Origin of the sequence: Paenibacillus xylanexedens, assembly GCF_007680605.1 — a bacterium.
GTDB classification, from domain to species: domain Bacteria; phylum Bacillota; class Bacilli; order Paenibacillales; family Paenibacillaceae; genus Paenibacillus; species Paenibacillus xylanexedens_B.
The window spans coordinates 164,271-189,724 of the sequence record NZ_VEIO01000009.1; the positions used below are offsets into that span (position 1 = coordinate 164,271).

Annotated in this window: 19 protein-coding genes; 4 read left to right on the top strand and 15 right to left on the bottom strand. The window is 47.0% G+C overall.

From position 1 onward, the window contains the following. Nucleotides 1-227: 227 nt before the first annotated feature. Both FS818_RS25120 and FS818_RS25125 read left to right on the top strand, forming a co-directional pair. Nucleotides 228-767, top strand: coding sequence for a DoxX family protein (locus FS818_RS25120; protein WP_145335791.1), 540 nt, complete (start codon nucleotides 228-230; stop codon nucleotides 765-767). A 127-nt stretch (nucleotides 768-894) separates the two neighbouring features. Beyond that, nucleotides 895-1,107 (top strand): hypothetical protein, encoded by a 213-nt coding sequence (locus FS818_RS25125; protein ID WP_145335793.1) that lies wholly within the window; start codon nucleotides 895-897, stop codon nucleotides 1,105-1,107. A 149-nt stretch (nucleotides 1,108-1,256) separates the two neighbouring features. Here the strand turns inward: FS818_RS25125 and FS818_RS25130 are convergent, their stop codons facing one another. From FS818_RS25130 to FS818_RS25140, 3 genes are all read right to left on the bottom strand, one after another. After that, entirely contained in the window at nucleotides 1,257-2,042 is a 786-nt protein-coding gene (locus tag FS818_RS25130) for a DODA-type extradiol aromatic ring-opening family dioxygenase (protein ID WP_145335795.1), read from the bottom strand. 113 nt (nucleotides 2,043-2,155) lie between these two features. Further along, a complete protein-coding gene (locus FS818_RS25135; protein WP_145335797.1) occupies nucleotides 2,156-2,986 on the bottom strand; it encodes an alpha/beta hydrolase in 831 nt (276 codons plus the stop codon). A 271-nt stretch (nucleotides 2,987-3,257) separates the two neighbouring features. Continuing rightward, complete coding sequence (locus tag FS818_RS25140; RefSeq protein WP_145335799.1) at nucleotides 3,258-3,491, bottom strand: hypothetical protein; 234 nt, start codon at nucleotides 3,489-3,491, stop codon at nucleotides 3,258-3,260. A 411-nt stretch (nucleotides 3,492-3,902) separates the two neighbouring features. Between FS818_RS25140 and FS818_RS25145 the strand changes: the two genes are divergently transcribed. Further along, nucleotides 3,903-4,694, top strand: coding sequence for a hypothetical protein (locus FS818_RS25145; RefSeq protein ID WP_145335801.1), 792 nt, complete (start codon nucleotides 3,903-3,905; stop codon nucleotides 4,692-4,694). Nucleotides 4,695-4,863: 169 nt separating this feature from the next. Here the strand turns inward: FS818_RS25145 and FS818_RS25150 are convergent, their stop codons facing one another. Together FS818_RS25150 and FS818_RS25155 are read right to left on the bottom strand one after the other, a co-directional pair. Beyond that, a complete protein-coding gene (locus tag FS818_RS25150; RefSeq protein WP_145335803.1) occupies nucleotides 4,864-5,745 on the bottom strand; it encodes a helix-turn-helix transcriptional regulator in 882 nt (293 codons plus the stop codon). Between the two features lie 230 nt (nucleotides 5,746-5,975). Then, nucleotides 5,976-9,212, bottom strand: a complete 3,237-nt coding sequence (locus tag FS818_RS25155; protein WP_145335805.1) for a copper amine oxidase N-terminal domain-containing protein — start codon at nucleotides 9,210-9,212, stop codon at nucleotides 5,976-5,978. Between the two features lie 306 nt (nucleotides 9,213-9,518). Here FS818_RS25155 and FS818_RS25160 point away from each other — a divergent pair, with 306 nt between their 5' ends. After that, entirely contained in the window at nucleotides 9,519-10,493 is a 975-nt protein-coding gene (locus FS818_RS25160) for a hypothetical protein (protein ID WP_145335808.1), read from the top strand. 668 nt (nucleotides 10,494-11,161) lie between these two features. Here the strand turns inward: FS818_RS25160 and FS818_RS25165 are convergent. From FS818_RS25165 to purH, 10 genes are all read right to left on the bottom strand, one after another. After that, the gene (locus FS818_RS25165; RefSeq protein ID WP_260989968.1) at nucleotides 11,162-11,764 is read right to left on the bottom strand and encodes a GNAT family N-acetyltransferase; all 603 of its coding nucleotides are present in this window, start codon (nucleotides 11,762-11,764) and stop codon (nucleotides 11,162-11,164) included. 20 nt (nucleotides 11,765-11,784) lie between these two features. Then, the gene (gene ilvA / locus FS818_RS25170; RefSeq protein WP_090923415.1) at nucleotides 11,785-13,017 is read right to left on the bottom strand and encodes a threonine ammonia-lyase IlvA; all 1,233 of its coding nucleotides are present in this window, start codon (nucleotides 13,015-13,017) and stop codon (nucleotides 11,785-11,787) included. Between the two features lie 243 nt (nucleotides 13,018-13,260). Beyond that, nucleotides 13,261-14,127, bottom strand: coding sequence for an alpha/beta fold hydrolase (locus FS818_RS25175; protein ID WP_145335810.1), 867 nt, complete (start codon nucleotides 14,125-14,127; stop codon nucleotides 13,261-13,263). Nucleotides 14,128-14,297: 170 nt separating this feature from the next. Continuing rightward, on the bottom strand, nucleotides 14,298-16,598 hold the full coding sequence (locus FS818_RS25180; protein ID WP_145335812.1) for a beta-glucosidase family protein: 2,301 nt from the start codon (nucleotides 16,596-16,598) through the stop codon (nucleotides 14,298-14,300). Between the two features lie 260 nt (nucleotides 16,599-16,858). Continuing rightward, on the bottom strand, nucleotides 16,859-17,467 hold the full coding sequence (locus FS818_RS25185; protein ID WP_145335885.1) for an alpha/beta hydrolase: 609 nt from the start codon (nucleotides 17,465-17,467) through the stop codon (nucleotides 16,859-16,861). An 11-nt stretch (nucleotides 17,468-17,478) separates the two neighbouring features. Then, a complete protein-coding gene (locus tag FS818_RS25190; RefSeq protein WP_145335886.1) occupies nucleotides 17,479-18,432 on the bottom strand; it encodes a ring-cleaving dioxygenase in 954 nt (317 codons plus the stop codon). Nucleotides 18,433-18,852: 420 nt separating this feature from the next. Continuing rightward, on the bottom strand, nucleotides 18,853-19,935 hold the full coding sequence (locus FS818_RS25195; protein WP_145335814.1) for a hemolysin family protein: 1,083 nt from the start codon (nucleotides 19,933-19,935) through the stop codon (nucleotides 18,853-18,855). Between the two features lie 46 nt (nucleotides 19,936-19,981). Beyond that, a complete protein-coding gene (locus FS818_RS25200; protein ID WP_145335816.1) occupies nucleotides 19,982-21,319 on the bottom strand; it encodes a hemolysin family protein in 1,338 nt (445 codons plus the stop codon). Between the two features lie 807 nt (nucleotides 21,320-22,126). After that, complete coding sequence (gene purD / locus FS818_RS25205) at nucleotides 22,127-23,392, bottom strand: phosphoribosylamine--glycine ligase (protein WP_145335818.1); 1,266 nt, start codon at nucleotides 23,390-23,392, stop codon at nucleotides 22,127-22,129. A 220-nt stretch (nucleotides 23,393-23,612) separates the two neighbouring features. Then, nucleotides 23,613-25,160, bottom strand: a complete 1,548-nt coding sequence (gene purH, locus FS818_RS25210) for a bifunctional phosphoribosylaminoimidazolecarboxamide formyltransferase/IMP cyclohydrolase (protein WP_145335820.1) — start codon at nucleotides 25,158-25,160, stop codon at nucleotides 23,613-23,615. Between the last annotated feature and the right edge of the window lie 294 nt (nucleotides 25,161-25,454).

A 25,454-nucleotide genomic window follows, 5' to 3' on the forward strand; every position in this document is an offset into this window, starting at 1 on the left:
CTTCTAAGCCTTGTCCCATCTCAAAAACTGTCTTTGAATCATGGAATGAGCAAATAAATATGTCCTAAATGTGAACTTCTCAAACCTTACTTAAAATTTGAACTAGATTGTGATTATTATCACAAACAAAACACCTTTACGGCTATACAATAAAGACATCAAAGGTGATCACTTAGAAAAACAAAAATAACACACACACATTAGATTTCATAAAAGGAGTGGTTTATATGTTCAGCTTCAACCAATGGCTTAGAGAAAACAAAGTGGCAATGTGGATTTTGACAGTACTTCGGGTGTATATCGGTTATGACTGGATGACTCACGGCTGGAGCAAATTGACTGGCGGATTCCAAGCTGGCGGATTCCTCGCAGGAGCACTTGAAAAAGCAACAGGCGATCATCCAGCGGTTCAAGCTTGGTGGGCAACGTTCCTTGAAAAGTTTGCCATTCCGAATGCCGGATTGTTCGACTTCGTTATCCCGCTCGGTGAATTCCTGGTAGGTCTCGGACTCATCCTTGGATGCTTCACAACGCTGGCAGCTCTGATGGCGATGGTCATGAACTTCGCGTTCCTCTTCTCGGGTACAGTAAGCACAAACGCTCAACTGGTAGTGATGGAAATCTTCATCGTCGTAGCTGGTGCAAATGCAGGTAAAATCGGTCTGGATCATTGGGTACTGCCTTACCTTCGCGGATTGTTCAAAAAGAACAGAAGCATTCAGCCGACGGACACGCCAACCATTACACCAACTAAGAAAACAGCTTAATCATTAAAAATATAAGAAACCCAGCCCTGCTTCCCCCCTTGGAGCAGGGCTTTGTGTTGCACTTGCCCAACAGTAGAATCCCATATTATGATGGTTATAAAGTCTAACAGTACAAAGGAGTATCCCTATGCCGACGCAGCGCCGTCTCGAAACCGACGCCGATTTTCAGGAAGCTATGACCTTAAAACATAAAATCCGGGTATTCAAAGATAACCACCAGATTGACTCTGGAGGTATCATTATTCGTTTTGACGAGAAAACCGTTGTTGTGCAATCCAGTGTCAGTGAACTGGCCTATCACTCACGTTCCGAATGTGAGTTATTCGAACTTCGCAAATAATAACCGCTGAACACCCAAACCACAAAAAAAGGTTCCACGCAGTCAATCAACTGGCCGCAGGAACCTTTTTGCTTATTTATAATCATACGACTGTATTCTTCATTTCGCCATCTGAATTGATTGATGTTTCTGTTCTCATCTGCTCCAAGTTATATGCCGTCGCCAAACTGCCAGCAATTCAAACTTAACGTGCCGCAGGCATACGACTGAAATAATCGCTTCGCTGTGCGAGACATATCTGCTGTGCCCATTGCGTAGAACAATGGCGCAAGATGTTCCATGCCATAAGACGGAACGGCCGTCCGCGCATGAGGGGCTTTTTTTTCATACAGAAACAATTCTCTGGTATTCCATACCTGCAGACGCTCTCCGAGCCAATCGTCAAACTCTACAGCCCAGTCTTGTGGCTCCTCATCCTGTGCCAGCATTCTTAAATTATGCACCGTTCCACCACTGCCGATGATCAGCACGTTATCATGTCTGAGTTGCTCCAGCATACGCCCGATATCATACTGTTCTTGCGGAGAACGTAGCGAATCCACCGATACGGCAATCACTGGAACGCTCGCTTCAGGGTACATATGCAACAGTGGCACCCATACGCCATGATCCAGTCCACGCCCACGAACAGGTCGATGTGGCAAGTTACTACGGGAAAATAACGCACAGATCTCGCTCGCAACATCGGTCTGCCCGACTGCAGGGTATTGTATGTTATACAACGCTGAAGGGTATCCGTAAAAATCATGCAAGGTCTGATGGGACTCATCCATCGTCACCGAAGGCTCGGGACAATCCCAGTGTGCGGTGAATACAACGATGGCCTTTGGAGCCGGCAGCCTGTCTCCAAGCTCGTTCAAAAATTGAGTGTAATCACTGCTCTCCAACGCCAGCGTAGGAGAACCATGCGCAATGAATAGTGCAGGTAATGTCATCGCTGCCAACCTCCAGACACGGATAGGATGCTTACCTCTCTATTTTACCCCGAAGCAAGCGCTTTTCCAAGTTAATACCCGTGACTTTTAATTGATGACGTAAGGCTTATCGCCTAGATCATCCAGTGTTGCCAGTTCTCTTCAATCTTCTGACGCTCCCCCAGCCATTCTCTCGTACGTGTGATCAGTTGTTCGCGCTCCTTACCAGATGAAAAGGTATGGTTGCCCTGGAAAATGATTTCCTTGTCGCAGCGCCCTTCCTGGCGCATCCAGAAGACTTTTTGATACAAGAACGCATAGTCCACAGGGATGACTTCATCCGAAGTACCGTGCACAACCAGCACATCTCCGCCGAATTTCACAGCTTCCTGGAATGGTTGATGCTCTGCCAAAGAGTCAAAGAATTTAGGCGTAAATTTATAGCCAAGATAATCCGCAGCACTTGTTCTCACACCCTCGTCATACACGTCCCTGCCCGTAATCTTCACGATATCGTTGAACGGATAACCGACAGCCGACCACATGACGAGATTTTTAACCCGTTTATCACGTACAGCAGTCAGCAGCGCAACAGCTCCGCCCAAGCTATGTCCGATCAGAGTCACACGTGTAGGGTCGACATCACTGCAGTTCACAGCATAATCCAGCACTGAACGGGTCTGCAGTATCATCGACTCTAATCCTTCTGCTCCGTACTCCCCACTGCTCTCTCCGCAACCGATGTAATCGAAACGTAGCACCAGATATCCGTCTTCCGCGAGTTCGCGAGCTGTCTTCACAAACAATCGATCCACTCCAATTCGGCTTCCCACAAAGCCGTGACAGATGACTGCCAAAGGCACTCGTTGCTGACGTGTCTCCTCTTTGATATCTTTTACAACCGGATAGTGAATGGTCGCAGTTAACTCCTCTTCCCCGTGACGAATACTGATCTGACGTTCCATACGGATTTCCCCTTTCATGGTGACCTTGTTATATATTCAACGTATTTTAATCAATTATGTTTAATCCGATAAGTTTAGTAAGTATTAAGAAGATATTAGTATATTATCATTCCCTCACCCGCAAGTCAACGCGAGAAATGAACCCCTTATTTCATGCACTGCTGTTATCTTTTCGTACGCATTATCTCGTAAAAAAGAGCCTTGCTATATTCAGCAGGGCTCCGAAAATTCCTGATCCATTCCTGTATCCTTGCGTTATAGCTGCACGATCCTACTCATAGCTCCTGCGAAACATCGCATGAGTCTCAATACGTCCGTTCCACTCATGTTGCTGACCTGCTCCCTCATTGTCCCAGAAGCTTCTTCCCTGCCAGTTATCATCATTCAACTCTTCTCCGAACTCTGTGTCCTCCGCGGTATCTTCCATCCGCACCACTTCATCCACGACACCGCGGGAATTACTGTTGAGTAACATCTTTCTTGTCAGATCCGATTGTTTATCCATGCTAACCACACTCCTATCCATCATTTCAGTTTGGAAATGCTACTATTGTGATGGATTGGTCAACTCTTTATTCATGGTTCACAGAATCGTTGCTTCTTCCAACCAGGCTATGTATATTCACAACTCCACAGGGGAAAATAAAACCAAAATCACAGGCACGCCTGTCCCGGAAGCCTGTTACCGAAAGGAATGAACTCATGGCACATCTACTCGGATGGATTCAGCATCATGGAAAACTGGTGCTCTTATGCACCTGTGTGGTGTTAGCCTGTATCGGGCTATGGGTAAATCACAAGCAGTTGTTTTATAAGGAATGACTTTGCGAAACGAGAGCCCTTCCCGTATACTAAAATATCGTCAGGGTCTTCATGGAATGGAAGATCAGAACGTGTGAGATAGGGGGAGCAAGCATTGGGGATTTCCTATAAAAAGCTGAAAGAAATACAAAATCGGCAAATCACAGAGATGAGCCGTATGACACCAGACAACGTACAATTGTATAACCAGATCAGCACCATCGCAAGGCAAGCGCCAGCAGACGAGAAAACACAGGAAGAATGGATTCTCGCTGCGGGAAAAGCCATCGTACAAGCACAGAAAGATAACAAATCTGCACGCGAATTGTACGGCTCTGATCTGGAAGAAGATATTTATGCCCAACTCGGAGTAGGCTCAGCAGATACATATGCGCAATCAGGGGCAAGCACAGGGAAAAATTCAAACAAGGAAAACCGTAGCGGAAGTGTCCCTCAATCTGACGATCAATCGGATACACCAGAACCAGTGAAACGGACACCCAAATGGTATGTTATGATTGCCTGGGCGGCCATATCTGTTGTCCTGTTCATTCAGGGATGTGCAGGGTTATTCTTCGGCTTAACGGACGGCGATACGGAGGCTTTCGAACATATCAGCCTGTTCTCTCTCATCATTAGCGCTGTAGGCGGAATTGCGCTCGTAGAGATGCTGCGCCGATTAGCAGAACGTCCGGACGACCAGGGGACAGACAAACATGTCATGCCCAAAGTTAACGTTCGAGGCATTATCATTTATATCGTGATCGTTGTGCTTGTTCTCTTTGTCGGTTATCCACTTCGGGATAAACTCCCTACGTTCTACATGGCTCCATGGGTTAGCGCCCTCATTGGTATTGTCGGTCTTGCTTTAATCCGGCCTCTCTTTGGCCCAAAAAAGCAGGTATAACCCAAAGATACACTATTGAATGTGTTTAATGGTGGACACACGGATACTCCGTTACGTTAGAAGAAGTTTCAATGAAGAGACCGTCAGGTCTCTTTTTTTGCGGATTCGCCTGCGGGAAACTTCCTTGCTTGGAACGAAAATTCGGCAAAATCTGCTTTCTTCAGCGTTTTCAGACACGCCCTAGTTGTTGTGAAGATGGAGGTTCTGCTCCAGTCTGAGCTGAATTGCGCAGTTTCATGCCTTTGCCTGGCGTTTCCCCGAATTCACGCTTGAACATACGAATAAAATAATTCACTTCCATGCCCACGTTCTCCGCAGCTTCCTTCACGCTAGCCTCAGGATGTTCATTAAGCCACTCCAGTCCCTTTTGTAAACGCCAGCGCTGCATATACTGATGTCCAGTCACGCCATAATGCTGATGAAATAAGCGATTCAAATGTTGCACAGAGTAACCTACCGCCTCTGCTATATGTTTCAATAACAGATCGTCCTGATAATGAGCCTGCATTAAAGCTATTGCCCGATTTAGTCCTTCCAGCCCAGCGTCCGAATTCCCATGTACATGTGAAACATAATCAACTGGAGCCCTAGCCTGAGCCATCTCCAAAATAAGCTGGTAGATCGAAGCGGACATCTCCCACATCGACATTCCGCCCTGATCCAACGCCCTCCACAAGTTTGTCATCTGCGACCAGATCAGATCAAATCCAGCTATTGTGCAAGGTCCTCCGGAAACGATGCCTGTTGCCCGAAGTACGGAGTCGGCTGATTCACCGCCGATCCCAATAAACCCCAGTTCTCCAGCCGTTCTCGTATGTGGGATATACTCATGAGCAATGCCCGGCTCCAAAACAAACATTTGCCCTGGCCCTATAGCAATCGATTCCTTACCAAAAATGTTAAACTTCCCTCCACCTTCTCGTGCCAAAAATAACTGATACACCGGAAATCCTTCAGGTCGATGTAGCCCTTTCTCTCCCTGTGTACCTACACCGTACAAATATAGCGGCATCCGGGCATCCGGTTGCCCCGTCAAACGAAATGGTAGCATTGCATCCTTCCTTTCGGCTCATGAGCTCGTCACGCTCTATGATTCCTATTATCCATGGTTTGATCCAAGAACAGCAATGGCCTTAGGAACCTATTTGAGTATATCTAAATATGGAAAAATAAGGACATTAGTCATGCAGAGGGTAACTGATACTGACAGCCTTAATGGATGCATAGAAAAACTCCCTTTCCGGAGTGGAAAGGGAGTTGGAGTTATTACATTTTGTAAAATTAACCTTGTGTTTGTGAGGATGACTGTTCGCTATTAGTTCCAGTTGTGTCCCCAGAAGTCGTATTATTGTTATTCGTTTGATCTTGAGTTTGTTGCACAGCCGGAAGCTTCTCGAGCTTAAAAGTATCCGATGAATTTGATATTGCATTTTTGTTGGCTGTTGAATTAGAAGCAACCGACAGAATATATATCTTGTAGTCCGTCCCTTCCACAAGGTTGGATCCTGTTGAATCTGTAGAATCAGTCGTCAATTCAATATCATTTGTTGAGGGGCCACTTACCACAATTTTTTGATAACTTGTTATAGAACTTGCTGAATCATCATTTAGAACATCTGATCCCTTAACAATAATTAATCGATACTCCGAAATGCCCGTTTCAGGCGACGGTTTGGCAAATGTGAGTTTATAACTCGCTTTGTCTATTGTACTCGTCTTTTGCAAGCCCGTTAAGCTTGCCGCTTGAACTGGAGTAGCTATAGCATTGATGCTAAACTCATTGGATGCAGGTGACAAGCTTGATGCACGAGATGTGCTGTCAGATACAGACATTACAAACACTTGGTAATTTTGCCCCGCTACAAGACTATCTGAGTTAATATCCTTGTATCCAGAATTCAAAACAATTGATGAGCCAGCATTTGCTTTTGGTTGGTCAGTATATGATTTAGAATCAAGACCAAGCGCCGAATTCAAGGTAAATCCTCTTACTTGATTTGCTGGCACTATGAAGATACGATATGTTGCAATTCCTGTTTCAGGAGCTGCTTTAGCAAATGTTATGGTTACGTCAGAAGGATTACCAGATTGTTGTCCTTGATCTTTAACCGTTACAGTCACTTTTGTCACTGCTGCTACAGCAGCAGAGGTGCTAGTTAATTTCACGATTGGTGATGCCGATGAAATTGCACTGGACTGAGATGAGTTGTTATTCACAGCTACAACAAACACACGATAGTCCACATCATTTACGATACTTGTGCCATCCGTTGCTTTAGTATCACTTGGCAATGTGAAATTCTGGTTGCTTCCTGTTTTGCTTCTATACGTATACACTGTGTTGTTACTCATAGCAGAACTCAGATTGAAGCTTCCTGCGACGGAATTTTTCACAATAAACACGCGATAATGACTCACATTGGTTTCATCCGTGGAGCGATTAAACGTCACACGCAGATCACTGCCGTTCCCGTTATCCGCCACATCAGTTGCACTCACACTAGTCGGTGCAGTAACCGCTGTATTTGGTGTCAAAGTGATCTGAGCCGAAGATGAAGAGAGCGCGTTCTGGCTCCAGTTTCCGTTACTATTTACGGACAGAACAAATACACGATAAGCATTGTAGTTCGTAATTCTATAGCCATTGGTATCAACCGAGTTACTCGAAAGTGTTACGGTCAGATTACCACCTGTTTTATTCACTTGTGTATAATTGTTCGACGCATTCGCAGCATTCAGGTTGAAACTTCCTACGTTATTGGCAGGCACAACGAATACCCGATAGTGAGAAACATTGGACTCATCGCTTGCTCTGCTAAACGACACGCGCAGGTCAGCTCCATTTCCGTTATCCGCAATATCTGTAACAGACAGATTCGTTGCCACACCTGCATTGCTATTGGAGGTCAGTCTCAATACATTTGAAGAACCTGACAACGCATGGGTATAGTTGTTCTGCTGATTGCCTGCTGCCATGACAAAGATACGATAATCCTGCAGGTTGGTGACGTTATAACCGCTGGTATCCCGCATATTCGACGGCAATGTAACTGTGAGGTTATTACCTGTTTTATTCACGGTGTAATATAAGCTGGAAGACAGATTACTTGCTGTAGGCAAGTTAAAGCTGCTGGCTACCGAGTTGCGTACAACAAACACACGGTAGTTCGTTACCTTTGATTCATCCGATACACGGTTAAAGCTTACCTGAATATCGCGTCCATCTCCATAATCCGAAATGTCTCTCACTTGTGTAATGACCGGAGCCGGAGTTGTATTCAAGGACAACGTCAGGGAGGACGAAGCCGCAGACAGATTGCTGTCTGTAGCTGTATTCGCACTTACAGACATAATATACACAACGTACGCGGTTCCGTTTTTGATCAACTCGCCCGACGTATCCCTCGATGAAGAGCTCAGTATGCTTCTGACTGTGCTGGAATTCCCTTTATTGATGATCGTGGAATTCGCGCTGGATACCTTGCTCGCAGCAGCCTGGTTAAATGAGGAGGCGTCCTTCGCCTTCACAACAAATGCACGGTAACCCGTAATATTCGAATTGGTGCTTGGCTGCGTGAAGTTGATCTCCAGATCCCTTCCGTCACCATTATCGCTAACATCGGCAATACGCAGACCCGTCACAGCTTGAACAGAAGGTTTCACCTGGTTCAGCTTCAGAACCTGTGAAGACCAGCCTAGATAGTTTTGGTTGTTATTGTTGCTGTTACCTACGGTCAGTACATACAGTCGGTAGGTTTCATTGCTATTTAGCAAATCACCGTTAACGTCGCGTGTCTGAGCGTTAAGTGTCAGCTTCGGATTGGTACCGTTTGGTGTGATTGAAGTGTAGTTTGCCGGAGATACGGCTGCAGCAACGGATTCTTTAAAGCTGTTGATATCCCCACTTTTGACCAGCATCACCCTGTAAGCGGACACGGTTCTCTCTGACTTTGCACGTGTGAAGCTTACCGTCAGGTCACGGCCATCTCCGTTACTGCCAGACACTGATCCATAAATATTCCAAGCAGAAAACTGTGTATCGTCAACCGGCGTTTCCGGTGTAGATGATGTTGTTTTAATATCAACACGTTGGCTGCGTGAGTTCCAGTAAACTTTTTCCCCGAAAGCTTCGCTCACAAAACGAATAGGCACCATAGTACTGCCCTTGATCGTACTTGCAGGGACATCCAATGCATTAAGTTGACCATTGATATATGCAGCCTTGGAACCGAGTGTTAATCTCACTTCTTGATCCCCACGGGTTGCTGTAATGGTTTTCGTTCTATTGTTGAACTGCACTTCCGCGTCAATTCCTTCAAAGATCGACCGGAGTGGAACGAGTACACGTCCAGCCTTCATCACAGGGGCTTGAACCGCTGGTACCTCTGTACCGTTAATATAAATGCTGATTCTTGCAGCTGCATCCATTACCGATGTTGGCAGTGCAGACATAAGCATGGCTGATACAGCCAGTGCTGACATCACTTTCTTGACTTGATTTCCTCCCGCTTTCCTCATAAACCTATCCCCATTCTCCTATTATTGGTACACTCTTATAGTTAGCTGTTCATTTCAGTAATTCCTGTATTTACCTATGCACAACTAAGACGTTCCGAATCGTGAAAAGGTTTCCGGTTCCCCAAAAATTATTTTCGCAGAAACATTGGCCTTGCATCTACCTACAAAGGTTAAAATTAACAGAAGATTTTGTCACCATTCCGAAACCACTTCTTGTGCCAATTGCTTTAATCTGTGTGTAATAGTGAGTCAAGTCTACTTTTCATCCTTATCTGTTCATTCCAAAATTACAGGAGGTTTATATCTATGACATCATCTTTGTATTTTTATAAAAAGAAAGGTATGCGTACGCTACTTACCGCCACGGCTATTACTCTATTGTTACAAACAGCGGTTTCACCAGTGGCAGTCATTGCTTCCGCTGCACCTTCTGCGAATACCAAAGTAACATCAAGCAATTCGACCGCAATCTACAAATCCTTTCAGAACATGCTCTACAAAAAAAATGGCCTGCCCGCGGCTGACCGTTACCTGGAGTCTAAAATCAGCCAAGTGACTCCTTATCATGCAACCCTGATGGTGCTGCAGTTGGAAAACGCCCGCTTCAAAGCGCTAACAGCCATAACGGATCGCATGCTTGTGCCCAATGTTCAGGATCAGATGCAGAAATTATACAAGTGGAATGACAGCTTTACGCAGCTGATGTCACGCACCAAAGACACGAGTCTCCGTTCACTGTTGCAACAGGCCAGAGACAGTGGTTATCGTCTTACGATGATCGAGGGTTATCTCTATCCAATCATGAATTATGCCGCATTTGAAAAATACACTTCTTATGTAAATCAAGATATCAAACAGTACATCCGCATCATGGCAATCGAAACGAGCAATATCTCCTCTGAAGATGGGGGCCTCATGATCGGATATCAGGATATGCTGAACCGCGCGCTGAATCAGGAGCGGTTCCTGAATGATTTTCCTAAGTCTAACCGGAAAAACCAGGTACAGATGTTGATGAATCAATACACCTTGTACACCTTTTACGGGCTCGATAATACCCCGCTGTTCGATTACGACACCAACGTAATGGTGCCAAATGCTCAAAAAGGGTACAAAGCTGTCTTACAGCGGAATACTTCCGAGGACAGTGCTTTTTTGAAAAAACTGGGTGCCTTCATGGATGTCGTCGCTGAATCCAAGTTTGAAAGAACAGAGGCTGTCGACAAATGGCTGGAACAGAACGTATCTAGGGATGAATATCTGCCGGAGTACGGTATATAAAAGTTTTAGATCCATCTAACTTTGACAATCAGCTGCTTGCCTGGATACGTTGGAGGGTGAGCAAGGGAGTCCGGTTAAACAAACGTGTGCATGCAATGGTAAGCTTGGAATAGGCAGCGTTTTTCATACACCGTTCCTTGTGCTCGTCGCGTAGAAGGTTGCACGGATAAAAAAATTCTAACGGTCACCTCGGACCTTATTCGGCCAGTTTAGAGGTATGCAGCAATGTAACGATCACCAGAGACGTTATTTCATCTATAGTGAGCAAAAAACAATGATTTTTCTGCTGACTTCGGGAAATAACGTTTCTCCTGATCGTTAGAATTTTAAATGGGCTAAAATCAGACGAATAGCGTCATCTGAGATCGTTAGCCGGGTTGCGGCTCGTTGTAAAGCTTGATGATGTGGTGACTCGCTGCTCCTTTAACACTTCGCCATGCTCTATTGTGTTGATTGATTAAGTGCTACATATACATTCTTTTTATACATGAGGGAGGGTAGCATGGAAGACGTTGAGCTGCCTGTGGGAGATACGCTACTTCATAGCAAGGTGGTTCACTACATAAAACCAAAAAGACGAAGACAACTGCCCGTCAGGCATTGCTTCGTCTTTTTCATTGTTTCCGAGACGTCCGTGAATAACCACGCACCTTCCCCTCGAGTCACCACTAGGATTCAATTCGTTTAATCATATGGTAATACTCATGTCCACCGATGAGAATCACTTCATCTTGAACATAGCCTTGCCGTTCATAAAGTTGCATCGCGCGATTATTGTCTTGCTCCACGATCAGGGCAACCTGTGTGTGCCCGAGTTCTCTTCCATGCTGCTCAAAAGCAGCCATCAGTGCACGGCCGATGCCCTGCCCCTGAAATGGCTCACTTACCGAAAGAGTATCGAGATAATACTCTCCTGGACGGGTTTCTTTTACCAGAGCATATTTCTCATCCCCATCACGTCCGGGACGATCCAGAAGCGGTTGATCCAGACGCTCCACATCATCACCGGCATACGCTACCAACATGCCAGCAATCTGGCCGTCCTGCTCCATCACAGTGATATTTTGATAACTGATCCGGTTATTTTCCTGTGTAACAAACTCACGTAAGATGTCCATTGCCCGCTCGTTGTCCGCCTCGCCCGCAAGTGCATAAGCGATATCCCCGATTGCCTGCACCAGCAGCGGAATGATCTGATCCACATCTTCCTTCCGAGCAGGTCGGATCTGAGGCACTGGCTTCTGTTGCTCCGACCCTATAGTAGGTTTCACTTGTAAAAGACACCTCTCTCTCAGATCAACATGTTGAACAGATTCAAGTTTTTGTTCAGCTCGGTGTAGGCGATACCTTTGCGGTTCATCCGTTCGATGAGTGGCTGGTAGTCTTCCTTGTACATGAGCTCGATGCCGACCAAGGCAGGGCCATTTTCCTTGTCATGTTTTTTCGTATATTCAAATCTGGCGATATCGTCATTCGGGCCGAGCACTTCCTCCAGAAACTCACGCAGCGCCCCCGCACGTTGCGGGAAATTCACCATGAAATAATATTTCAGACCTTCATAGATCAGAGAACGCTCTTTGATCTCCTGCATCCGGTCAATATCATTGTTACCGCCGCTGATCACACAAACTACCGTCTTGCCTGCGATCTGTTCCCGATATTGCTCCAGCGCAGCTACAGCCAGCGAGCCCGCAGGCTCCACCACGATAGCATTTTCGTTATATAATTCCAGAATGGTTGTGCAGGCTTTGCCTTCTGGCACCTTCACGATGTCATTCAGGATGTTGCTACAGATATCATAAGTCAAATCACCGACCCGTTTCACCGCTGCCCCATCCACAAATTTATCGATATCATCCAGCGTAACCACTTGTTTGCGGAACATTGCTTCACTCATGGAAGCTGCTCCAAGCGGCTCAACGCCGATGATTTGTGTTTCAGGACTAACCGTTTTCATGTAGGTTCCTACCCCAGCCGCTAATCCGCCGCCGCCAATGGTGACAAATACATAGTCTGCATTCTCATCAAGGCTTTCCATGATCTCCATCGCAACTGTACCGTTCCCTGCAATAATCTTAGGTGAATCAAACGGATGGATAAAGGTCATGCCCTGCTCGTCACATGCCCGCATCGCTTCCGCATACGCATCGTCATACGTATCACCGATCAGGACAACTTCTACATTATCGCCGCCAAAACGTCGTACCTGCTTCACTTTCTGGTTCGGTGTTGTGCTTGGCATAAAGATTTTGCCGTGAATGCCCAGTGCATTACAGCTAAAAGCCACTCCCTGTGCGTGGTTGCCGGCACTGGCGCAGACGATGCCTTTCTCCATTTCGGCAGGGGTCAGACTGCGTATCATATTGTAGGCCCCGCGAATTTTGAACGAACGCACCACCTGAAGGTCTTCCCGTTTCAGATACACATTACAGTTATATTTAGCCGAAAGTACAGCATCCCGCTGTAGCGGCGTTCTGACAATCACTTCACGCAGCACATGGTGCGCGCGCACGATATCTTCCATGCCTACATGGACATTTCTAGAACCTTCGTTTCCGGCTCCCGTTCCTGCTGTTTCTTGATTCTCTGGTTTCATCTGTCTCCACACTCCGCTTATATGGTCTAGCAATGTCATCCATTGCTTTTTCTTTTTATTGTATCACTTTTGCTCTGTCCTTGCGCCGGGTAACGGAAGGAACAATCTTCTACTCACTATGGCGACTGTACTCAAATACTTCTCATTTCTCATTGTAAGGCTTTCTCACTCTTACTCCGTACCGCGTATCATTCGCATGATCTCATCGATGATCACTTCAGGATCTGTAAACATCACCATATGACCGGAACGAGCTGCTTCAATCCATCTCGCATTGGCTAGCTTGCTTACCGTCTGACGGTGAGCTTCAACGATGGCAGGTCTGATTTTACGTTCTCCCTTGCCTGGCAAGGTACCTGAAATAATGCTAACTTCCGAATCTCCCAGCTGGGGAGGTTGCTCCTGTAGTCCCTTTAAATCTTGCAAAAATTTTTTTCCCTCCGCAGCCATCGTCCGAGCAGCTTGTACCGTAAAGTCCTCACGGCGGTGATCTGCTACAACATCGTCAGGCTGATTAAGAAAGTCTTTGATGCCAAGGAAACGATACAGGCCCACACGAGCCAGAACTGGAATAAGTGTGCCATTAACCGCGAAACCCACCTTCGCCATACGGGAAAAATATAACTCACAATGCTCATCCGACGGGTCAACAAGAATGATACCCTGCAGACGCGACAGGTTGCTAGCCGCCGCTACACGTACAATTGGCCCTCCCCAGCTATGCCCCACCAGAATAATCGGCCCCGGCCCCATCGCCGCTATCAGTTCATTCAGGTCTTCCGCAATCCGGGCGAGCGTGCGTGGAGAAGAATCAACATCACTTCGTCCCGCTCCTGCCCTGTCGTATACAACGGTACGTGCATGTTTCGCAATCGTCGGTACAACTAGCCCCCATGTAGATCTGGATACACCCATCCCCGACTCAAAAACGACCGTCACCTCTCCAGCGCCCTTCGACATGTAATGCAACTTGCGGCCATCCCGGGTCTGAATATATGCACTTGAACCCAACGTATGTAATCGAGCATCATTACTCATTGCTTCACCTTCCCTCCCCACTGGTCCACAGTATCCCGTCTCTCATCACACTTCTAAATGAAAATGATTATCAATTACTAATTATACCTTTTTCCCTGTAAAAAAAGAACACCCGATCCATCATCGGATCGGGTCCTCCTTTCAGCCTTGCAGCATCGGGATAAAACTCTCTATCCGCGAATGCCGTGATCCTTGTTATTCATCTGATCCAGCAACTGATTCATCGCTTCCTCGGTCATCGCACCACCGCTAAAGGCCACAAGGGCACGCAGCGGCATATATTTCATCATCGCGTTCATCATGTCCGCATGGTCATTATCACCGGAATCGTCACCGCCGCCAAAACCGCTCGCTTCCTGAAATTGCTGCAAAGCCTGCTCAATCAGCTTTTTATTCTCGGGGTCGCGCTGAATATCGCCAAGGGTACTATTACGTGTATACGTTGGAATAAACGTGGCAGTAGACTCTACGCTTACCCGAGTCTGCATACGAATATCACGCGAAGAACTGCCCACCTGAATCTCGAACTCGCCAGTCTCAACATGCCAGTCTTTCATATCCACGTTGTAATACGCAAACGAACGCTTATTCAGCGTGAAACGAACTATTTTGGACTCGCCAGCCTCCAGTGCCACCTTCGCAAAACCTTTCAGCTCCCGATCCGGACGAATCACCGTACTCTCGACGTCACTAACGTACAGCTGTACGATCTCTTTCCCTGCACGCTCTCCCGTATTGGTGACGCGTACTTGTACCTGCACCTCGTCCAGATCCGTTAGCGCCGTGCGATCTACCTGTAAATCGCCGTACTCAAACGTGGTATAACTCAAGCCGTATCCAAACGGGAACAGCGGCTCCAGTTCTTTTTTATCATAATAACGGTAACCGACGAAGATCCCCTCGCGATAATCCACACGATCTGCCTCACCAGGGAAGTTCAGATAGGACGGATTGTGGCTAAGCTTGGCCGGGAAGGTCTCTGCCAGTTTACCGGACGGGTTCACCTCACCGTAGAGCAGATCGGCGACTGCGCCTCCTGCAGCCTGTCCGCCAAGATAAGCTTCAAGCACGGCTTGAACCTGCGGAAGCCAAGGCATCTCCACTGGAGAACCGTTGCTAAGCACAACCACTACACGGGACTGCACCTTGGCAACCTCTTCAATCAGTCGAATGTGGTTGTCCGGCAGACGCAGATGGGCACGGTCATACCCTTCGGATTCGTATCGATCCGGCAAACCCACACATACGATAGCTGTATCTGCTGCTTGCGCGGCTTGAACGGCTTCCTGCATCAGGGTGTCATCCACATCGTCCGCTTCAATCCGATAACCCGGTGCATACGAGATGCTCACCCCATTGCCTGCGACCTGAGTCATCTCATCCACAATATCGTCTACCTTGGTCGGATTGATATGGGAGCTGCCACCCCCTTGAAAGCGAGGTTTACGCGCAAAAGCACCTACGATAGCTACAGTGCCTTCGCGTTTTAGCGGAAGCAGCCCGGCCTCATTTTTCAACAAAACCATACTCTCGGAAGCGACTTTGCGTGCAAGCTGATGATGTTCCGTTTTATCGTAGGAAGCCCCTTCTTTCTTATGATCCATCGCCTTGAAAATTAAGTTCAGCAAACGCTCCACCGCAAGATCCAGCTTGTCCATGGACAGCTTACCGTTCTCTACGGCATCGATCACCTTACGTTCTCCAATACCACCGCTCGCCGGCATCTCCAGCTCCAGTCCTGCCGCAAGCGCATCTGCCCGCTCATTCACAGCGCCCCAGTCCGAGACAACCAGACCTTCATGGCCCCACTCATCCTTCAGAATGTCGGTCAGCAGCCACTCATTTTCACCCGCATACGTGCCGTTCACTTTGTTATAGGAACACATCACCGTCCATGGCTGTGCGTCCTTCACCGCCCCTTCGAAGCTGGCCAGATAAATCTCGCGTAGCGTCCGTTCGTCTACCACCGCATCAATCGACATACGGCGCTCTTCCTGGTTATTCACTGCAAAGTGTTTGAGCGACGTACCCACGCCCTGGCTCTGCACACCCTGAATATGAGCGGCAGCCATCTGAGTGGATAACAACGGATCTTCGGAAAAATATTCAAAGTTTCGTCCACCCAATGGGGAACGTTTAATATTCACACCTGGCCCAAGCAGTACCGCCACATCTTCGGCCTGACATTCCTCACCCAAAGCTATGCCCACCTGGCGCGCAAGCTCGGTATCCCACGAACTCGCCAGCCCTGCCGCAGACGGAAAACAGGTTGCAGGTACACTTGCAGTTAAACCCAGATGATCTGCACTGGTATCCTGTTTGCGCAATCCGTGGGGACCATCCGTTACCATAATAGATGGAATGCCGAGACGCTCCACCCCTTTCAGATGCCAAAAGTCGAGCCCTGAGCACATTCCCGCTTTTTCTTCCAGTGTCATCTGCCGTACCAAATCTTTGACGTTACGTTCCACATTAACCCCTCCAGTTCATGATATTCGTATAGTGTAGAAGCTATATACCAAGCATACTGCGTGAACTCTTACCTTTTCAAATCTTTACCCGTTTCATCACGTTTACATAACAGATGCGTTCATTGGATAAAGGCGAACGCTTCACTTTTCCAAAAAGCGAAAAAACAGCCCGATCTCACCGATCAGGCTGCCTGTGAACTTCTTATTATATGTCGATATATGCTACATCTCGTAATGCAATACATCCAAATTCCCAACCTTTAATAAGCCTGAGACTTATACCATGCTGCCGCAGCTTCCGCCTCGGTACGTGTCAGTTGATGGCCCTGACGTTCCCAATGCATATGCACATCGGCACCTGCCCCGCTCAGCAGGGAAGCCAATTCCTCCGTTTCACGTCTCGGCACAATCGGATCATTCTCTCCAGCACCGATAAACACGGGCAGTCCTTTCAGATTAGGCAGCGTCAGTCCGCGAAGCGGCACCATCGGATGGTGAAGGATTGCTCCCTTGAATACATCTGCCTGATGGAACATCAAACTTGCGGCAATGTTGGCACCATTGGAATAACCCAGGGCATACACGTTCGAACGGTCGAATCCATATTCCACCGCAGCGGCATCGATAAAGGCTCCCAGCTCTGCTGTCCGTGCAATCAGATCCTCTTCATCAAAGACACCTTCTGCAAGGCGGCGGAAGAAACGTGGCATCCCATTCTCGGACACGTTACCCCGTACCCCAAGAATCGCTGCCCCCGGAGCAATCATCTCCGCCAGTCCGATCAGATCATTCTCCGTTCCGCCTGTACCGTGGAGCAACAGTAATGTCGGTGCATCTGGCTGCTTACCTGCTTTGTAGATATGTTTCATCGTCGATGTACTCATGATTTAGAATCCCCTTTCCATTCCCGTACTTGAATTGGTGGCAGCAACTGTTCAATCTGCTCACGCTGTGGTTCGTACCAGTCAGGCAGCATCAATTTCTCACCCATCGTCTCTTGTGGTTCATCCCGTGCAAAGCCCGGAGGATCTGTAGCAATCTCGAACAAAATACCGCCTGGTTCCCGGAAATATACCGCATTGAAGTACTGGCGGTCAATCACGGGAGTTGGATGATACCCCGTTTGATCCAGGTCCTGTTGAATTTGTTCATGCTCCGTGTAATCTTTGGCACGCCATGCAATGTGGTGTACCGTTCCTGCACCACCGATACCGCGCTGGATACCTGTCGATTGAATATCGATGATCTGTCCCAGATCACCGCTCGCCCGCAGACGGATCAGGCCATTCTCTTCGCCAACCTGCTCCAGGCCAAGCTTGCTGACAAGCACATCCATCGTTTTCTCAGGCACGTGACTGTACAGTACCGCACCGCCAAAGCCTTTGATGGCATGCTCCGGTGTTACCCCGTTAAATGCCCACTGGCTTGGCTGACCGCCTTCGCGCTCAACCAGTTCAAGGAGTAAGCCCCCTTTATCGAAAAAACGAATATAGTGTTCACCGAATCTGGTTTTATTTTCATATGGAATATCGAAGGAAGCAAGACGTTCTTTCCAGAAGGACAAGCTACCCATCGGTACGGCATAGACGGTAACCCCGGTCTGACCTGAGCCAATCACACCTCTTCTTGCATTCTTCTGCGGGAAAAAGGTAATGATCGTACCTGGAGCGCCTTGCTCATTACCATAGTACAAGTGATACACATCCGGTGCATCAAAGTTGATCGTTTTTTTCACCAGTCTGAGTCCCAGTACACCTGCGTAAAAATCAACATTTTTCTGTGCGTCGTCTACAAAAGCCGTAATATGATGAATGCCTGAAGTTCTGAACATAATCTCCACTCCCTTGGTTTGGTTTATAATCATTATCTTGGTTGTTGTACATTTGTTTTATTTACTGCATCTGAGGATTTACTTCCTTTAGCCTTGCTATTTATCTTTAAATTAAGATTCTTTAAATTCATATTAATCCATATGCGATCAATATGCAAGTATTTATTTCAAAATTAAGATATTACGGTGGTAAACCTTAATTACACTCGTTGTTTTTGTCAAAACGTATCGCTCTGAACTGCTTTTCACATAAAAAAACAGGTCTCCGCACCGAAGTACGGGAACCTGTCTTTATATAAGAATACAAATGAACGATTTCAAACTAAATACATCAAGCTGCGCTCATTCCCTTTTCCATAACCCTAACGGTACCAGCGTACTGGTACGTATATCCCACCAAAACAAAACCTGCTTCTGGTCTTCTTACACCAATTTCAATTTCTTCGGTGGATTGACCAGATCCTTATGCTCGTATTCATCCTTGATATCCCCGACAATCTCTTCGAGAATATCCTCCATCGTCACCATTCCGATCGTTGCGCCTGCTTCGTCTTTGACAGAAGCGATATGCACACGGCTATGTTGCATTTGAACGAGCACATCCTTGATCGGTGAACGCTCCGAGAAGCTCGGCATTGGGTGCATGAACGTGTTCATGCTGAACGTTCTGCCCGCAGCTACACTCGTTAACGTCTGTTTGGTATTAATAAACCCGACAAAATGGTTTGCATCCCCGCCTGCAATGACAGGATATCTCGTATACTCATGCTGATTCAGCACTTCGATAATTTGATCCAGCGGCATTTCTTTATTCAATGTAACGATTTTATTGCGGGGAATCATGATCTCCTGAAGCAACCGCTCATCAAAGGCAAAGATGTTTTTGAGATAGTCCAGCTCGGTTTGATTAATCTCACCGCTCTCATAACTTTGCGCCATAATCAGCTTTAGTTCCTCTTCGGAGTGAACCGTATCATGTCCTGCAGGTTTGATGCCGAAAATGCCAAGTAATAAACGTGCTGCACCATTCAGCGCATAAATGAACGGATTCATAATCTTACCGAACCAGTAGAGCGGTGGTGCAAGCAACAACGTCATCTTTTCAGCAAATTGAATGGCAAGTGTCTTCGGTGCAAGCTCACCAATCACGACGTGCAGGAAGGTGATCACTGCCAGCGCAATACCGTAAGAAAGCACGGTGGACAACGCAGCAGGCACTTCCAAACTCTGAAATAACGGATGTAACATCTTCTCTACGGTCGGTTCACCCAAGGCACCCAGTACGAGTGCTGTAATCGTAATACCCAGTTGACAGGCAGACAGATAATAATCCAGATTATGTGCCACTTTTTTGGCGACCACAGCTTTTTTGTTGCCTTCCGCGATCAATTGATCGATACGGGACATCCGCACTTTCAGAATAGCAAATTCGGCTCCTACGAAAAACGCGGTCAAACCGATAAATACAGCTACTAAAAATAAGTTTAAGGCTATTATTCCGTCCAATGATTTCCCTCAGGCGAGGGATTCACCTCCATTAAGTTTTGAAATGTTAAGCCAAATCGCTTGCAGGTTCTTGGGCCTCAGTACCACTCACACGCTCAAGCAGCACCTGCTTGATGTGATAGTTCTCGGCATCCACAACCGTCCAGACATAGTCGCCGTGTTCAACGGTATCTCCTTTTTCCACACCGACACCCTTCTGGTACTGAATCCATCCGGCAACCGTATCCATCTCTTCATTCCCCTCGAATACAATGCCGAATTGACGCTCCAGTTCATCCAGAAGTACACGGCCACTAATCAAATACTGGTTTTCCCCGGTTTCCTGAATGTCCGCTACTTCATCCGCATCGAACTCATCCCGGATCTCGCCGACCAGCTCTTCTAGGATATCCTCCATCGTAATGATTCCCGAAGTACCGCCGTACTCATCCACGACGACAGCCATATGAACACGTTCCTGCTGCATTTTGATCATCGCATCCTGAATGGAAGTGACTTCCGATACGAACGGAATCTCACGCACGAATTCACTCAATTGATGTGCCCGGGTCGCAACCATGTCCGGCAAAATCTTCTTCACGTTCACAACACCGATAATACGGTCTTTATCTCCATCCTCGATCACGGGATATCTGGAGTAGTTATGTTCATCCAATATAGGAATGATATCGTCATACGTCATATCCTGATTCAGTGTAATCAGTTCGGTACGCGGAACCATGATGTCTTTCGCATCACGTTCGTCGAACACAAAAACATTTTCCAAATAGGAAAGCTTGGTCTTGTTACTCTCATCGCCTTCATAGCTCTGGTTCATAATGATCTTAATCTCGTCCTCGGAATAGGCTTGATCATGCCCGGCAGGCTTTACACCGAATCCACGCAGGATTACACGCGATGCACCATTAAGTGCCCAGATGAACGGATACATGATTTTACCAAACCAGTACAGCGGCGGCGAGAGTAACAAGGTTAATTTTTCGGAAAATTGAATCGCCAACGTTTTGGGTGCCATCTCACCAACAACGACATGCAAAAACGTAACGAGTATAAAAGCTATCGCATAAGAAGCTATCGCCGAGGCCGAGGCAGGTACATCCAAATAGCTAAACACCGGATACAATAATCTCTCCACGGTCGGTTTACCCAACGCCCCGAGTCCCAGAGCCGTAACGGTAATCCCCAGCTGGCAGGCAGATAGATAATAATCCAGATCCGAGACGACCTTTTTGGCGAGCACTGCCTTTTTATTGCCTTCGGCAACCAGTTGATCCACCCTTGATGTACGAATCTTCACAACAGCAAACTCCGACGCAACGAAAAATGCGGTCAGTACAATCAAGATGATAAGTAATGCGATATTCAATATGGTAATTATGTCCAAAGACTTCCCCGATTCTCAGGGATTCACCTCCAAAGATAGTTACAGCGTAATGCATTAACGTTCATGCCGTTAACGGTTCATGCGCTGTTAAATGTGCGATGCCAAGAGCCAGTGACGAATAAAACGCTACTTAACATATATAAAAATCAGTTCGTGATCCATTCTGTATAAGTCATTCTGTGACCTTGTAAATCTAAAACAGGAATCCAAGATGAAGTCAATAACGCCCATGACGTGTAGAAACGACTTCAATCAAAACGGGTTACCCCTCATGCTGTCCATTGTTCCTTGATCAACTCCATCTAGATTCTCCATTTGGACAATTTACAATATCGCCTACCCAATAGATATCCACCTCCCAACGTATCGATTCCTGTTTCCGAAAAGTATATCATGTTTTGCTCCAAACCATCCAGTTGCACGTTATGGTTTGGCACAAGCTTGCAGTCTATTGTTCACAGAATAGTCTATATGTATGTTATCCTCTGGTATTTTAACCAGCGTGATCCTGCCAAACAGGTGAGTTTCCTATGATCTATGTGTCTTCCTTTTTCGTGGCTTCTTCCGTATCTGTGAATGAATCTTTCCACTTTATTAGAATAGTGCAGTTTACTGAAATACTACCCGTTCCATTTGGCTATTAAACAGATTCAGATGTTCACTTTCGTAGCAGCTAAACGTTATTCTCGCGCAGGTTTGTAAAGGAATGTAACCGTCTTTTTTACACATGATATATTTAAATACGCGCAAAAAGCCCGCAGGATGCAAATACCTTGCGGTACCGATCCTACGGGCTGATTTTAATTCTTACACCAAGGCTTTGGCTGCAATGTCGGAGCGTTGATGTTTGCCTTCAAATTGAATGTGCTCTGCCTGAGCATACGCTTTGGCTCTTGCTTCTGCAATGTCAGTACCTAGGCCTACAACACCGAGAATACGTCCGCCGTTTGTCACCCATTCCCCAGCTTCATTACGCGCTGTTCCCGCATGGAACACAACAGCCTCTCGGGCTTGATCCAGTCCCTCAATCACAACACCTTTGGCATAAGGGCCCGGATATCCGCCTGAAGCAAGCACGACACATACAGCGGCTTCTTCGCTCCATTCAATCTCCAGATCAGCCAGCTTACCATGAACGGTTGCCCAGAAAATGTCGAGCAGATCCGTTTTCAAACGTGGTAGCACCACCTGTGTTTCTGGGTCTCCAAAACGTGCGTTGAACTCGATTGTTTTGGGTTTGCCATCCGGGGAGATCATCAAACCCGCGAACAATACCCCACGGAATGGACGGCCCTCTGATACCATTGCTTTCGCTGTTGGTTTGATGATAGTTTCAATCGCTTCTTCAATGATAGAAGTTGGAATATGTGGAAGCGGCGAGTATGTACCCATGCCGCCCGTATTAGGTCCTTGATCATTGTCGAACACAGGTTTGTGATCCTGCGCAGCAGCCATCGGACGAACCGTCTCACCATCGACAAAGGCCAGGATCGACATTTCCTGTCCTGCAAGGAATTCTTCGATAATGACTTTGGCTCCTGCTTCACCAAACACCTTATCGACCATAATGCTGCGAAGGGCCTGATTCGCCTCTTCACGGGAGTATGCAACGGTGACCCCTTTACCTGCAGCGAGTCCGTCCGCTTTAATGACAATCGGAATCGCTTGCTCATCCAGATAGGTTTGAGCCTGCTCGTAGTTGTCGAACTTCTCATATGCAGCCGTAGGGATATTGTATTTGTGTAGCAGATCCTTCATAAATGTTTTGCTGCCTTCGATTTCCGCTGCATTACGACGCGGACCGAAGACCGGAATGCCTGTCGAGTCAAATGCGTCTACAATGCCGTCTGCCAGCGGGTCATCCGGTCCAATGACGACGAGGTCTACTTTTAGTTCAACTGCCAGAGCTTTGAGTTTATCAAATTCATGTACCGCAATCGGGTGACACTCCGCCAGCTGTGCAATGCCCGCATTCCCGGGTGCGCAATGAATTTTGCCTGCCTTTGGACTTTTTGCGAGTGCCCAGATAATTGCATGTTCGCGGCCGCCGCCGCCGACTACCAAAATATCCATTCGTCTGTTCCCCTCCACGCTTTACTGGATTGTAATGTTCCTACTCTTCAAACACATGAAGTGCACTATTTTAAATTGATCTATTTCCTGAAAAAAGGAGTGCCCCGTACGTCATCAGCATGACAGGTGACACCCCTTTATAACACTTGCCACTTTTGTTTGATGAAGAGTTAAAGACCTCTGTTCGGTCTTTAACTCTTCAACCTGCTTATTACTTGTCCTAGTGTTTAAAATGACGTACGCCTGTGAATACCATGGCGATGCCGTATTCATTGGCTACTTTGATGGACTCTTCGTCTTTGATCGAGCCGCCTGGCTGAATGACTGCTGTAATACCAGCTTTTGCTGCCAACTCAAGTGTATCACCCATCGGGAAGAATGCATCGGAAGCAAGAATAGCACCTTTTGCCTGCTCACCGGCTTGCTCAATTGCAATTTTGGCAGCACCGACACGGTTCATTTGTCCCGCACCTACACCTACCGTCATGTCGTTCGCAGCAAGTACAATCGCGTTGGATTTCACGTGTTTAACCACTTTCCAGCCAAACAAAAGTTGCTTCATTTCTTCATCAGAAGGTGCACGATCGGTTACCACATTAAGTTCACTCGCTTCAATGGAGTGTACGTCCGATTGTTGTACGATCATGCCGCCGTCAATCGACGTCACCACGAATTGGCTTTCACGGTTACGAGCCGCACTCAGCTCGCCCGTTTTGAGCAAACGAATGTTTTTCTTTTTCGTCAGGATATCCAGTGCTTCTTGGGTAAAGTCAGGTGCAAGTACGATTTCCAGGAAAATCTCGCTAAGCTTGTTCGCCGTATCGCTGTCGATAATGCGGTTTGCCGCCACGATACCGCCAAAAATCGATGTTGGGTCAGCAGCATAGGCTTTGCTATAGGCTTCATAGATGCTTTCGCCAATACCTACACCACAAGGATTCATATGTTTCACGGCAACGACTGCTGGCTCTTCAAATTCTTTAACGATCTGCAGTGCTGCGTTGGCATCGTTGATATTGTTGTAGGACAACTCTTTACCGTGTAGTTGCTCGGCTGTAGTCAATGTATCCTGTGCAGCGAGTGGTTTGCGGTAGAATGCAGCTTGTTGGTGTGGATTTTCGCCGTAGCGCAAATCCTGGAGTTTTTCGTAAGTAACGGTCAGACGCTCTGGTAGCGGATCGCCATTAACGTTGGAAAGATAATCGGAGATGAGTGCATCGTAAGCCGCCGTATGGCGGAACACTTTTGCCGCAAGCCGTTTGCGAGTTTCCAGCGTTGTATCTCCGCCGCTACGAACTTCCTCCAGCACTTGGCTGTAGTCGGCCGCATCAACAACAACGCTAACAAAAGCATGGTTTTTAGCCGCAGAACGCAGCATCGTTGGCCCACCGATATCGATGTTTTCAATCGCATCTTCATAGGCTACATCCGGTTTAGCGATGGTTTCCTGGAAAGGATACAGATTTACAACGACCAGATCGATGTAACCGAGACCAAGCTCTTGCATTTGGCGTGTATGCTCTTCGTTATCACGAACAGCGAGCAAACCGCTGTGAACTGCCGGATGCAATGTTTTGACACGTCCGTCCATAATTTCAGGGAATCCGGTTACGTCCGAAATTCCGATGACAGGTACGCCTTCCTTCGACAGCAGGCTGCTTGTACCTCCTGTCGAAATAATCTCCACACCCATTTGCGACAGCTCGCGGCAAAAGTCCACGATGCCTGTTTTATCCGATACGCTGACCAGCGCTCTTTTGATACTCACAATATGCTCCTCCTTTATTATCCCATAAGCTTCGCGTTTCCTGACGAAACACTGCTGATTTATTTCCCGAGAAATATCACAATATGCGTACCAATTTTCGACTTCTGTTATATAAGTTGAACCAGGGTGTTTACACCGGACACTACGATGGCAGAACAACCTTGAGAGTAGCTGTTATCCCCAGATTTTTTGAATCCCTTTTCTCAAGGAAAAAATCAAGTAATAAGCTTATGCTTCCGATGCAGCTTTCTTTCAGAAAGCTTTCAGCCGAACGCTTCGCTTCTCCAGCTTATT